Genomic DNA, 13,580 nt, shown 5'->3' with positions numbered 1-13,580 from the left:
AGATGAAACTTACGAATAAAATCGGTGTGATCGTGGATAGTTTTCAGGTTGGTGTTCGTAATGGATTGCTTAAGGCGAAGGAAGTTGGCGCTGATGGTGTTCAAATTTATGCCGTGAAGGGTGAAATGGACCCAGCGAATTTGTCAGCAGCAGCTCGCAAGGAGCTTAAAAATTACATTGCTTCCTTAGGACTGGAGATTAGCGCACTATGCGGAGATTTAGCCGGACATGGGTTCCAGGATAAGCAGGAGAATGAGGCCAAAATTGAAAAGTCCAAGCGTATTCTTGATCTAGCTCTTGATCTAGGTACGAATATTGTGACAACCCATATTGGTATTGTACCTGATGACAACAATAGCGAAGTCTATCACAGCATGCATGCAGCTTGTGAAGAGCTCGGCCAATATGCGACGAGTCTTGGTGCGTATTTTGCGATTGAAACAGGGCCGGAAACCGCTTCTCATCTCAAAAGCTTCTTGGATACGCTCAGCACGAAGGGCGTCTCCGTAAATTTCGATCCTGCAAACATGGTAATGGTTACGGGGGATGATCCCGTACAAGGCGTATATACTTTACGCGATTATATTGTGCATACCCATGTGAAGGATGGCATTCGCCATCGAGCGGTTGATCCGAGAGAAGTATACGGCTCACTTGGATTTGAACCGATGGATCATGGCAAAATCGCACAAATGGTTACGTCTGGCGAAATATTTGAAGAAGTTCCACTAGGCGAAGGTCGTGTTTCTTTTGATTCTTATTTTGCAGCTTTACAGGAAATCGGTTATAAAGGCTATTTAACGATTGAACGTGAGGTTGGTGCACAGCCAGAGATCGATATTCGCAAAGCAGTGGAATTTATTAATCGATATAAATAAAGAGTGGAAGGGATAATCTGATGATTATCCCTTTTGTATGAAGTGAAGCATAAATCTGTATTTTGTCTACCCTATGGCTGATTGATCTCCCCTTCTGGAAGCTAACCCTGTTATTTATACTAAAGAAGAAATCTAAAGAGGAGGGTTAAGGAATGAAAAAGAGAATATTGTCTATCGCTGCTTCTGTTCTAGCTCTATCCACCTTGCTTGCAGCATGCAGTACGAAGGAATCCCCGCCACAGGCTGGCGCAACAACACCGAACACACCTGCGACAGAAGCACCTAAAGGTACAGATGCACCGTCAACAGATAAAGTGAAACTGTCGATCTGGCACAACTATTCTGGTGATGATGCAAGAGCGAAAGTCATAAGAGGTCAAATCGAGAAGTTCCAGAAGGAACATCCAGAAGTTGAGCTCGATGCGCAAGCGATTCCGCCAGATGGCTATCGCCAGCGTTTGAAAACGGTTGCAGCAGCTAACGAAATGCCAGACGTATTCTTCGCGCATGCAGGAACAACGATCAAAGAATTCTATGAGGGCGGCTTCATTCAACCGATTAACCCTGTTCTAGATAAATACCCGGATTGGAAAAATAACTTTACAGATGGCGCATTTGGTCCGCTTACATTCGATAACGGTATATATGCAGCGCCAGTGAACGCATCTGTGACTTCGATTTTATACTACAATAAAACTTTGTTTGAACAGAATAATGTGAAAGTGCCTACGACATGGGACGAAATGATGACAGCTGTCAAAACGTTCAAGGACAAAGGAATTACGCCAATTGCACTCGGCAACAAAGCAGCATGGCTGGCACAATCCAGTATTCTAAGCTCATTAGCGGATCGCGTAACAGGAACGGAATGGTTCCTTAAAGCAGCGAAGCAGGATGGAGCGAAGTTTACTGATCCCGAATTCGTACAAGCTTTGACTTACTTCAAGAGCTTATCGGAAGCAGGCGCATTCCAAAATGGCTTTAACAGCATCGATAACACCCAAATGGAGCAGTATTTCGTGCAAGGCAAAGCAGCAATGATGATCGACGGCGCATGGGGAATCACGAATATGGCTTCCTCTGCCACCAAAGAACAGTTAGATCAAGTGGAAGTAACGGTGCTTCCGTCAATTCCTGGAGGCAAAGGAGACCCTAATACCTTATCTGGCGGCGCTGGCGGTGGTTTTACACTGAACAAGAAGCTAACAGGCAAGCAGTTGGAAGCAGCGCAAGAGCTGATCTACACCATTAGTGGTCCTGAAGGAATGAAGCTTGTTGCTGAAGCGAATCAAATCGTTAATTACAAAGTGGAAGTAGATAAATCCAAGGTTAGCTCCTTATTTATCAAAGCTTATGACTTAACGCAGAAAGTTAAATTCACTCCTGTATATGATGCTGTACTTACTTCTGCAGGTGCAGATGCAATCAACGTTGGTTTGCAGGATCTCTTGATGAAGGGCAAGCCGGAAGACGTGGCGAAGAAACTGCAAGAAGCGCAAGCCAAAGCTCTTGGCAAATAAGTTAATTTAGCGATAAACCTATCCTTAAATCGAAATGACAAGGTGCAGCATCAGAATTCTTGAGCTCGTGAAGATCGATGCTGCATCTTCGTCTTTCATCCACATTTATCATGCAGAGAGGAGGGATCGATAATGGCGACTAGAGCTCAAATGAAACGCTTCATATTCTTCGCTCTACTTCCAGCCGTTGCGATCTATTCCGTATTCGTCATTGTCCCTATTTTCTGGTCAGCGTACTATGGATTCTTTGATTGGAAGGGGATAGGAACTGCAACCTATAACGGCACAGCTAACTATATTGAGGTGCTGCGTGATCCTATTTTTTGGCTAGCTCTTAAAAATAATATGATCATTGTACTAGCTTCCATTGGTGGACAGGTTCCAATCGCGCTCTTGTTAGCTCTCATCCTATGGAAGAATACATTCTTCTATAAATTCGTTCGTTCAGCGGTATTTATGCCGATGGTTCTAGCATCTGTCGTTATCGGAATTATGTGGGGCTATATTTATCATCCTGAAATCGGACTCATCAATTATATTTTGCAGCAAATCGGTTTAAGCTCTTGGATTCAGGATTGGTTAGGCGATCCAAGCATTAATATGTACTCGGTTAGCATGCCGATCATATGGGCAAACATTGGGCCGTATCTCATTATGTTCATTGCAGCGATTCAGAACATTCCTTCAGAGGTTGAAGATGCTGCTCGAATTGATGGTGCTGTAGGTGCTAAGAGACTGTATCTGGTCGTCATTCCGATGATCTGGAACATGATTAAAGTAGCGATTGTTCTTTGTATTTCGGGAAGCTTGAAGGCATTCGACTTGATCTATGTCATGACAGGTGGGGGACCGGCACAGTCAACAGAGCTGCTTGCAACTTACATGTATAACAATACATTTAACATTTATCGCTATGGCTATGGTTCAGCCGTTTCAACTTTAATCATTATCATCAGTTTGATTCTGGTCCTAACTAGCCAAGTAGTGATGAAACGTAAAGATTAGGGTTAAGGCAGAAGGAGGGAAAAGAGATGCAAACGATGGTTCCACAGCAAGTAAACAGAGAAACAAATCACCGCCCTCTCTTGAACATGAAGATGATCCTAAGATCGGGTATTGGTAAGTTCTTGCTGGCGATCTACGCTCTGGTGACACTTTATCCGTTGATTTGGTTGTTTATCAGTTCATTCAAAACGAATCAAGAGTTTTTTGGTAAGCCATTTGGTTTGCCAGAAATATGGCAAATTCAGAACTATGTAAAAGCTTGGAAAATCGCAGGTATTGGAACTGCGTTAATGAACTCGGTGATTGTGACCCTGGTTTCACTTATTTTGACTATATTTATAGGTACGCTTGCTGCTTATGTTTTGTCGCGACTTCAATTTCGCTTTAAGGGATTTCTATTAGGCATGTTCGTGCTTGGCATGCTGATTCCGATTCACAGTACATTAGTTCCGCTATTTATCATGATGAATAAAATGAGGATTCTCGATACGTATGCTGCCTTAATTCTGCCTTATACGGCATTCGAGCTGCCTGTCGCTATATTCGTAGTTACTGCGTATTTGACATCTGTGCCCAAAGAGGTGGAGGAGGCTGCGATGATTGATGGATGCAGCTATTGGGGCATATTTTTCCGTGTCATCTTTCCATTGTCCGTACCTGCTATGTCAACGGTTGCTATTCTAGCCTTTTTACGATTCTGGAACGATTTTGCCTTTGCACTTGTGTTCATTAATAAGCAAGCGCTGAAGACTTTGCCACTGAGCTTGTCCGTTTTCTCGGACGGATTCGGTACAGATTACAGCTTAACGATGGCGGCGATGGCAATTGCGGTCATTCCTACGATTGTCATTTATTTGATTTTTCAGGAACAAATTATGAAAGGTATGGTCGCAGGGGCTGTCAAAGGTTAAGATAGGGGTATTGTACAATATTTCCAGGAAGAAGGTTATGTATGATGAAGTTAGGCATTAGTTCTTATTGTTTGTATCCAAACTTGCATTCGCAAGAGATGAGTGTTAGACAAATGCTGGAATGGGTGAAAGCCCAAGGTGCAGATCATGTGGAATTTACTCCGCATGGGATTGATTTTGAAACGAATCCAGGAGCAGTGGAGCAGATTGCTGATGCAACCCGTAAGCTAGGTCTTGAAGTTGCAAACTACGCGATATCGGCGAATTTCTTGCAAAGCACGCCTGATGAATACAGGCAAGAGCTGGCTCGTGTGAAGAAGCAGGTCGAGCTTGCAGCTCGTCTTGGTTCATCCCAGATGCGTCATGACGTTGTGGCATGGGCATACAAGCAATCATCTGTCGGTCAATTCGAAGGAGATTTTGAGCATTTGGTAGATGCTTGTGGCATCATTGCGGATTATGCTGCTTCCTATGGCATTACTACAACAATAGAAAATCATGGCTTCTACATAACCCCTAGTGATCGCTCGTTGCGAATTGTACAGGCAGTTAACCGTCCTAATTTCAAAATGTTGCTAGATATTGGAAACTTCCTCTGTGTGGATGAGAATCCAGTAGCAGCAGTGAAGCAGTGCTTATCTGTAGCAAGTATTATTCATTTTAAGGATTTTTATATCCGTAGAGCTTACGAATATCCAGGTGAAGGCTGGGTTCAGACGATGAATGGCAATTATATTAGGGGCGCAATCTTCGGACAAGGCGACATGGATGTTCGTTATATAATCCGAATCATCAAGGAATCAGGCTACAAAGGACCGATTTCCATCGAATTTGAAGGGTTTGAGGCAGCTGAACGCGGCACAAGCGCCAGCTTCGCTAACGCTAGAAGGTTATGGGATGAGGCGTAGAACAAATAAAAATAGAACAACCGCACAACGATGCGGTTGTTTTTTGTATCTATTCACTAGTCGCGAAGGTAGCGGAGAGAATGGAATCGTTCTGGAGAAGCGATAGCGTTCGCCTCAAAGCTTTCCTCAGGAAAGCTTACTTCGGAAGGATATGCTTTGTCACCGAATTTCTACCATTAAATGGCTTATCAGATTAAGAAATTTGGGGACAACAGCGATCGTAAGAATGATCCGTACTCGCAGCGGACATCTCGCGCTACACCCTTTTTATTTGAATTTAGACTCATTTCGATTCATCAATCCGAATCGCACATTTAGTTGCCCTCGAATTTCCTCTCGCAGCTTCTCCTTGCTGATCGTTTTCTGCTCTTTTTGCGACTCGTTTATTTTCCGTATCTCGTAAGTTTGCAAGCCATCCTCGATTTTGTTGGCAATTTCCACAAGTAATTCCACATCGGAGAAAGAGTACATCCGAGTTCGGCCTTTGGTTCGATCTGGATGGATTAATTGACGCTCTTCATAATAGCGTATTTGTCTTTCAGACAATCCCGTTAACTCACTAACGACCCCAATCGAAATGACTTTCTTATCCTTGTAAGAAATGGTCGACATGTACATCACTCCCGTTACTAGCGCTGTATATTCATTAATGTAACATATTTTGAATAAACTTCAAAATAGACTGTTAGATTATCTTACATATAAAACGATTTATAATGGAAATAAAAATAAGTTATGTTAGATTATCTTACATTATTGTGGAATTGAACCTTTGTATGTGGAAAAATGAAAACAACCAGAAACGATAAATATACGGAGGTTGTGACTATGACAGTGAAACACTTTAGCAAACAAGATATTATCCGATTGGCAGAAGAAGAGAATGTTCGATTTATCCGATTGCAGTTCACAGATTTGCTTGGAACGATTAAGAACGTCGAAATTCCTGTCAGCCAATTGACGAAGGCACTCGACAATAAAATGATGTTCGATGGTTCTTCCATTGAAGGCTTCGTCAGAATCGAAGAATCGGATATGTACTTATATCCTGAACTAGATACGTGGATGATATTCCCTTGGACAGCAGGTAACGGTAAAGTAGCGCGCTTAATCTGTGATGTGTACAATCCAGACGGCACACCATTCGCGGGAGATCCTCGAGGCGTACTGAAAAGAGTATTGAAGCAGGCTGAATCGATGGGCTTTACAGCGATGAATGTTGGTCCAGAGCCAGAGTTCTTCCTTTTCCAATTGGATGAGAAAGGCAGACCAACGCTTGATGTGAATGACCAAGGCGGATACTTTGACCTTGCACCGATCGATTTGGGTGAGAATTGCCGTCGTGATATTGTACTTACGCTTGAAGAAATGGGATTTGAAATTGAAGCTTCACACCATGAGGTGGCACCTGGTCAGCATGAAATTGATTTCAAATACACGAACGCCGTGAATGCAGCAGACCAAATCCAAACGTTCAAGCTGGTGGTTAAGAATGTTGCGAAGCAACATGGATTGCATGCGACATTCATGCCAAAACCATTGTATGGTGTTAACGGTTCAGGTATGCACTGTCACCAATCTTTATTCCGTGGAAATGAGAATGCCTTCTATAACGAAAGCGACGAGCTCGGATTAAGTGAAACGGCTAAGCAATATATGGCGGGTGTTCTGGAGCATGCTCGCGGTTTTGCAGCTATTACGAATCCAACAGTGAACTCTTACAAACGTCTTGTTCCAGGTTACGAAGCACCTTGCTATATCGCGTGGTCAGCGAAGAACAGAAGCCCGCTAATCCGTGTTCCCGCAAGCCGTGGTTTGAGTACTCGTATTGAGGTTCGTAATCCAGACCCAGCAGCTAACCCTTACCTAGCACTAGCCGTTATGCTGGCAGCTGGACTTGATGGCATTAAACGCAAGTTGCAAGTGTGTGAACCAACGAATCAAAATATTTATCTCATGAATGATGAAGAACGCAAAGAGAAGTCGGTTGACAGCTTGCCTGCTTCCTTGAGAGAAGCGCTAGATGAACTTAGGACAGATGATATTATCGTTCGTGCACTTGGAGAACATATTATCGCTCATTTCATCGAAGCCAAAGAAATTGAATGGGATCAATTCAGGGTACAAGTTCATCCATGGGAACGCGATCAATATATGACGGCCTATTAAGGGTGGTTTGACATGACAATAAATGGATTGCCAGCAAAGCAAGGTCTATACGATCCAATTTATGAACGTGATGCGTGCGGCATCGGATTTATTGCGAACATTAAAGGGGATAAATCGAGTGAGATCGTAAGTCAAGCTCTTGAAATTCTGTGCCGCCTTAAGCATCGCGGTGGGCAAGGGTCGGATCCGAGTACAGGTGACGGTGCGGGCATTCTAACACAAATCCCGCACGAGTTGTTTGTCTTGGAATGTTTGAAGGAAGGTATTTCCCTTCCTAAGGCAGGTTGCTACGGTGTAGGTATGGTCTTTCTGCCACAAACAGAAGACATCCGAGCTGCCTATGAGCAATTAATTGAAAATATCGTAGTTGATGAAGGGCAAGTTGTATTGGGATGGCGAACTGTGCCTGTAGATGATTCGGTTATAGGTACAAGTGCTCGCGCAGCCAAGCCAATGATTCGTCAGGTATTTATTGCAGCTGCATCTGACTTATATGAAGCAGATGGGCTTGCTTTTGAACGGAAGCTATATTTGATTCGCAAGCGCGTTGAACTAGAAGCGAGTCGCTTGAGCATATGGGAGGCGGAAAGGCTCTATTTTAGCAGCTTGTCTAGCAGAACGATCGTCTACAAAGGTTTATTGTTACCTGAACATTTGGCAACATTTTATCAGGATTTGTCTCATCCATCCTATGCTTCAGCACTAGCGCTTGTTCATTCCAGATTCAGCACGAATACTTTCCCGAGCTGGGAACGATCACATCCTTATCGTTACATGATTCACAACGGCGAGATTAACACGATCAAAGGGAATGTGAACTGGATGCGAGCGCGTGAGCGGGCTTGCGAATCCGAGTATTTTGACGATCTGGATAAAATTCGCCCTGTTATCGATCAATCGGGTAGCGATTCCTCTATGTTCGATAATGTACTCGAGTTCTTGATGCTTACAGGTCGCGCCATGTCACATTCGGTGATGATGATGATTTCGGAGCCTTGGGAAAAAGATGAAACGATGATCGATCAGAAGAAGGCTTTCTATGAGTATCACAGCTCTTTAATGGAGCCTTGGGACGGTCCCGCTGCTGTAGCCTTTACAGATGGCAAGCAGATTGGGGCTGTACTAGATCGAAATGGCCTGCGTCCTGCTCGATATTATGTGACCAAAGATGATCGGATTATTCTGTCTTCTGAAGTAGGCGTTATCGATATTGCTCCAGAGAATATTGTGCGTAAAGACCGGCTTCGTCCAGGTCAAATGTTGCTAGTTGATACCGTGCAAGGCAGAATCGTACCCGATCAGGAAATTAAGCAGCAGGTAGCTGAAGCTCATCCTTATAGGGAATGGACACAAGATACGATCATTTATCTCGATGAACTTAAGGATCATAGTAATAGCGTTAATCAATTTAGTAAAGAAGAGGTTGTTAAGCTCCAGCATGTATTTGGATACACCTATGAGGAATTGAATAAAGTGCTTGCTCCGCTTGCACTTCGGGGGGACGATCCGACAAGCTCAATGGGTTATGATGCTCCGCTTGCCGTATTATCAGAGAGACCTCAGCTACTATACAGCTACTTTAAACAAATGTTTGCGCAAGTTACAAATCCGCCAATTGATGCTTTTTTAGAAGAAATGATTGTCTCCGTAGAGTCGTTAATCGGACCCGAAATCCCGCTTTTACAGCAGAGTAAGCAGCCAGAGAACTTGCAGCGCATACGGCTCAAAACGCCAATTCTAACGAACGATGAACTTGCCCGCATAAAGAATAACCAAGAGATGTATTTGAAGACAGTTTCTATCCCTATGTTGGTCCCTGCAGGTGATGACGATAATGCGCTCGAATCGGCATTGGAGCAGCTGGTCGCTGAAGCGGATCTGGCAGTAGCTGGTGGAGCAGCGCTTCTCGTTATAACGGATCGTGGTGTAAATGAGAAATATGCACCAATTCCTGCTCTCCTATCGGTAGCTGCATTGCACAATCATTTGATCGAGAAGGGGACACGGACGAAGGTAAGCATAATCGTTGAATCAGGTGAACCTCGAGAGGTACATCATATGGCGATGCTGCTCAGCTATGGTGTTGATGCGATTAATCCATATTTAGCACTTGATTCTATTCATCAAATGCTATTGAACGGTCAATTCAGGCTGGAAGAAACAGATGAATTGATTACGTTGGAGGAACTGGTTAACCACTACGTAAGTGGGGTAACCAAAGGTATTTTAAAGGTTATTTCCAAAATGGGAATATCGACGATTCATAGCTATATAGGGGCACAAATATGTGAGGTAGTAGGCATTCGTCAAGAGGTTGTGGATCGTTATTTCACTTCAACGCCAACTAGAATTGGTGGGATCGGGCTAGAGGTTATTGCACGCGAGACATTGATTCGGCATCAGAAGGCTTATGCTGTTTCAAATGAGCGTGAAGCGCAGCTTGAATCAGGCGATGATTTTCAGTGGAGACATAACGGAGAAGAGCATCTATTCAATCCGCAGACGATTCATACACTCCAGCATGCATGCCGTCAGAACGACTACAGCTTATATAAACGTTACAGCAAACTGATTGATGAAGAAACACAAACGAGCAATAACCTGCGCGGATTATTAGATTTCACAGATCGTATATCGGTTCCGATTGAGGAGGTTGAATCGGTCGAAAGCATTCTGAAAAGGTTTAAATCCGGTGCCATGTCCTATGGTTCTATCAGTCAAGAAGCACATGAAGCACTCGCGATTGCCATGAATCGAATCGGGGCAAAGAGCAATTCGGGTGAAGGTGGCGAAGATTCGGCGCGCTATACACCAGATTCGAATGGAGATTTACGCAATAGTGCAATTAAGCAGGTTGCCTCAGGAAGATTTGGCGTAACAAGCCATTACTTAATGAATGCCACTGAGATTCAGATCAAAATGGCGCAAGGTGCGAAGCCAGGTGAAGGCGGTCAATTGCCAGCACGGAAGGTTTATCCGTGGATAGCCAAGGCGCGTGGTTCTACTCCAGGTGTGGAACTTATCTCTCCGCCACCACATCATGATATTTACTCTATCGAAGATCTTGCTGAACTTATTTACGATTTGAAGAATGCAAATTCTGCCGCACGAATTAACGTCAAGTTAGTTTCTGAAGCAGGAGTAGGCACAATTGCAGCGGGTGTGGCTAAGGCGAGAGCAGATGTCATTCTAATCAGCGGCTACGATGGCGGCACAGGGGCAGCCCCTCGAACCGGCATCAAGAATGCAGGTATGCCATGGGAAATCGGGCTTGCTGAAGCACATCAGACGCTTGTGCTGAATGGTTTAAGAAATAAAGTGACGCTGGAAACCGACGGCAAGCTAATGACAGGACGAGATGTGGTTATTGCTGCATTGCTTGGTGCAGAAGAGTATGGTTTTGCAACGGTTCCACTAGTCGTTCTTGGTTGCGTGATGATGCGTGTCTGTCACATGGATACTTGTCCTGTAGGGATTGCAACGCAAAATCCAGAATTGCGCGCCAATTTCAAAGGTGACCCTGAGCATATTGTAAATTTTATGCGGTTCATTGCGCAGGAAGTTCGAGAATGGCTTGCGAAGCTTGGCTTTCGTTCGATTAATGAGTTGGTAGGACGCACGGATATTCTAAGAACGAAAGATGTCCGCGATATCTGGAAGGCAGCAACAATTGACTTATCACCATTACTCTATCAGCCTAGTACCGTAGTCAATCGTGATATCCAAGAGAAAGAATGCCAAGATCATGAATTAGATCAAACGTTAGATGTGACGAAGCTGATCGAGCTGACAAAACCGGCGATAGAAGATAAACAGAAAGTGCATTTAACGTTGCCACTACAGAATACGAATCGTGCTGTAGGAACAATTTTGGGCAGTAAAGTGACTATGCGTTATGGTGCTGAAGGATTGCCGGAGGATACGATTCTAGTTGATTTTAAAGGCACAGCAGGTCAAAGCTTCGGTGCATTCATGCCAAGTGGAATGACGTTTACCTTGGAAGGCGATGCCAATGATCATGTGGGTAAGGGGCTATCTGGTGGCAAGATCGCGATATATCCACCTGCGAACTCAAGCTTTGTTCCAGAGTCAAATATCATTATTGGCAATGTTGCTTTCTTTGGTGCAACCTCTGGAGAGGCCTATATTCGTGGTGTTGCGGGAGAGAGGTTCTGTGTACGCAATAGCGGTGCGAATGTCGTCGTTGAAGGTGTTGGCAATCACGGCTGTGAATATATGACCGGTGGAAGAGTCGTTGTGCTCGGAGAGTTTGGCAAAAACTTTGCAGCCGGCATGTCAGGCGGTATTGCTTATGTATGGGCTGAGAGCATGGAAGCTGTAAAGCAGAATTGCAATATGAAAATGGTACTGCTCGAAGCTTTACAGGAACGGGAAGAGATTCAAATCGTTAAGCGAATGATTGAGAATCATGTGGCATTTACCGGAAGCTTGCACGCTCAAAAAATATTAGGACAGTGGGAGCAAAATGTGAAGCACTTTGTCCGAATTGTACCAGCAGACTATAAGCGGATGGTAAAAGCGATTGAACGCTTCCGTCAATCAGGCATTCCTGGTGATGACGCGCTATTGGCAGCTTTTCAAGAAAGAAAGAATGCTTAATCCGCATCAATAATCTATCGGCTAGAAAAGGAGGAGCCCGCTTATGGGAAAGCCAACGGGATTTATGGACTACAAGTCGCAGCATATGCATGAGCGGAATCCTTTGGAGAGGATTCAAGATTTTGGAGACTTGTACTTGCCGTTATCTGATCAAGAACTACAGCAGCAGGGAGCTAGATGCATGGATTGTGCGGTTCCCTTCTGCCAAACTGGCGACGTGTTTAGTGGGCAAGCAGTTGGGTGCCCTGTGCATAATCAAATCCCGGAATGGAATGATTTGATCTACAGAGGGCAGTGGCGTGAAGCATTGCATCGGCTTCATCAGACGAATAACTTCCCGGAATTCACAGGAAGAGCATGCCCAGCGCCATGCGAAGGCTCTTGTGTAGCTTCTCTATATGAATCACCGGTTACGATCAAGAATATCGAGCGGGCGATTATTGATAAAGGCTTTGAGGAAGGCTGGGTTGTACCTTCACCACCAAGCAAGCGAACAGGAAAGACCGTAGCGATCATTGGATCGGGTCCAGCGGGTCTAACTTGTGCAGATGAATTAAATAAGCTCGGCCATAGAGTTACGGTATTCGAGCGCCATGATCGTGTTGGCGGCTTGTTAACTTATGGAATACCGAGGATGAAAATTGAACAATACGTCGTTGAGCGGCGTGTAGAGTTATTGCGCCAAGTAGGAATTATGTTCGTCACAAATTCAGAGATTGGCAAGGATATTACTTTTGCTATGCTGCAAGAGCAATTCGATGCAGTAGTCGTTTGTATCGGTGCGACTAAGCCTAGAGATCTGCTTGCGCCAGGCAGAGAGCTAAAGGGGATTCATTATGCAATGGATTTCTTACATGCGAATACGAAGAGTTTGCTAGATTCAAACTTGCAGGATGGTCAATATATCTCAGCTGAAGGCAAGGATGTAATCGTTATTGGTGGAGGAGATACAGCGATCGACTGCGTCTCGACGGCGCTTCGGCATAACTGTCGTTCTTTAACCCAATTTGATATTCATGAACGTAAGCCGGATGAGCGGGATGAGGACAACAATCCATGGCCGGGGTGGCCCATCGTGCATAAATGTGATTATGGATTAGAAGAAGCGACTGAGCTATATGGCCATGATCCGAGACAATTTGCTCTCATGACCAAAGAATTCATTAGCGATGGTGCAGGTAATGTTACAGGCGTGCGCACGGTACAGCTTCAAGTGACGAAGGATGCGGATGGGAAGCTAATCCGTAAAGAAGATGCAGGAACGGAGCGAGTATGGGAAGCACAGCTTGTGCTGCTTGCAATTGGCTTCAGCGGTCCAGAGAATCATTTGCTGAACACCACGGGTATCCATACGAATCACAGATCGAATATAGAGACAGCACATGGTCAATATGCAACGAATATAGAAGGTGTATTTGCGGCAGGAGATGCTAGACGTGGCTCAAGCTTAATTGTATGGGCAATTCAAGAAGGTCGTGAAGCGGCTAAGGCTTGTGATCAGTACCTAGCAGAATGCGTAAGCAGCAAAGCATTGATCAGTGAATCTGTGTCTACAATTTAGGAGGTTAC

General features: G+C 44.4%; 9 protein-coding genes. 8 read left to right on the top strand and 1 reads right to left on the bottom strand.

The genetic code is table 11. From position 1 onward, the window contains the following. Nucleotides 1-2: 2 nt before the first annotated feature. From E0485_RS11665 to E0485_RS11645, 5 genes are all read left to right on the top strand, one after another. Complete coding sequence (locus E0485_RS11665) at nt 3-878, top strand: sugar phosphate isomerase/epimerase family protein (protein WP_132418218.1); 876 nt, start codon at nt 3-5, stop codon at nt 876-878. A 152-nt stretch (nt 879-1,030) separates the two neighbouring features. Further along, nucleotides 1,031-2,398, top strand: a complete 1,368-nt coding sequence (locus E0485_RS11660) for an extracellular solute-binding protein (protein ID WP_132418217.1) — start codon at nt 1,031-1,033, stop codon at nt 2,396-2,398. A gap of 132 nt (nt 2,399-2,530) precedes the next feature. Next, nucleotides 2,531-3,403, top strand: coding sequence for a carbohydrate ABC transporter permease (locus E0485_RS11655; RefSeq protein WP_132418216.1), 873 nt, complete (start codon nt 2,531-2,533; stop codon nt 3,401-3,403). A gap of 86 nt (nt 3,404-3,489) precedes the next feature. Further along, nucleotides 3,490-4,314: a carbohydrate ABC transporter permease gene (locus tag E0485_RS11650; protein ID WP_407944848.1), complete on the top strand. Its 825-nt coding sequence runs from the start codon at nt 3,490-3,492 to the stop codon at nt 4,312-4,314. A 41-nt stretch (nt 4,315-4,355) separates the two neighbouring features. Then, nucleotides 4,356-5,222, top strand: coding sequence for a sugar phosphate isomerase/epimerase family protein (locus E0485_RS11645; RefSeq protein ID WP_235857537.1), 867 nt, complete (start codon nt 4,356-4,358; stop codon nt 5,220-5,222). 267 nt (nt 5,223-5,489) lie between these two features. Here the strand turns inward: E0485_RS11645 and E0485_RS11640 are convergent, their stop codons facing one another. Then, nucleotides 5,490-5,825 (bottom strand): MerR family transcriptional regulator, encoded by a 336-nt coding sequence (locus E0485_RS11640; protein ID WP_132418363.1) that lies wholly within the window; start codon nt 5,823-5,825, stop codon nt 5,490-5,492. 225 nt (nt 5,826-6,050) lie between these two features. Here E0485_RS11640 and glnA point away from each other — a divergent pair, with 225 nt between their 5' ends. The 3 genes from glnA to E0485_RS11625 are packed head-to-tail and all read left to right on the top strand — an operon-like array spanning nt 6,051 to nt 13,572. After that, nucleotides 6,051-7,391 (top strand): type I glutamate--ammonia ligase, encoded by a 1,341-nt coding sequence (glnA, locus tag E0485_RS11635; protein WP_132418215.1) that lies wholly within the window; start codon nt 6,051-6,053, stop codon nt 7,389-7,391. A 12-nt stretch (nt 7,392-7,403) separates the two neighbouring features. After that, the gene (gene gltB, locus E0485_RS11630; protein ID WP_132418214.1) at nt 7,404-12,011 is read left to right on the top strand and encodes a glutamate synthase large subunit; all 4,608 of its coding nucleotides are present in this window, start codon (nt 7,404-7,406) and stop codon (nt 12,009-12,011) included. A 43-nt stretch (nt 12,012-12,054) separates the two neighbouring features. Beyond that, on the top strand, nt 12,055-13,572 hold the full coding sequence (locus E0485_RS11625; protein ID WP_132418213.1) for a glutamate synthase subunit beta: 1,518 nt from the start codon (nt 12,055-12,057) through the stop codon (nt 13,570-13,572). Nucleotides 13,573-13,580: the final 8 nt, after the last annotated feature.

It is taken from the genome of Paenibacillus albiflavus (assembly GCF_004344915.1).
Taxonomy (GTDB): domain Bacteria; phylum Bacillota; class Bacilli; order Paenibacillales; family NBRC-103111; genus Paenibacillus_AM; species Paenibacillus_AM albiflavus.
The sequence above is the reverse complement of the archived record's forward strand: the minus strand, read 5'-3'. Positions and strand labels throughout refer to the sequence as shown.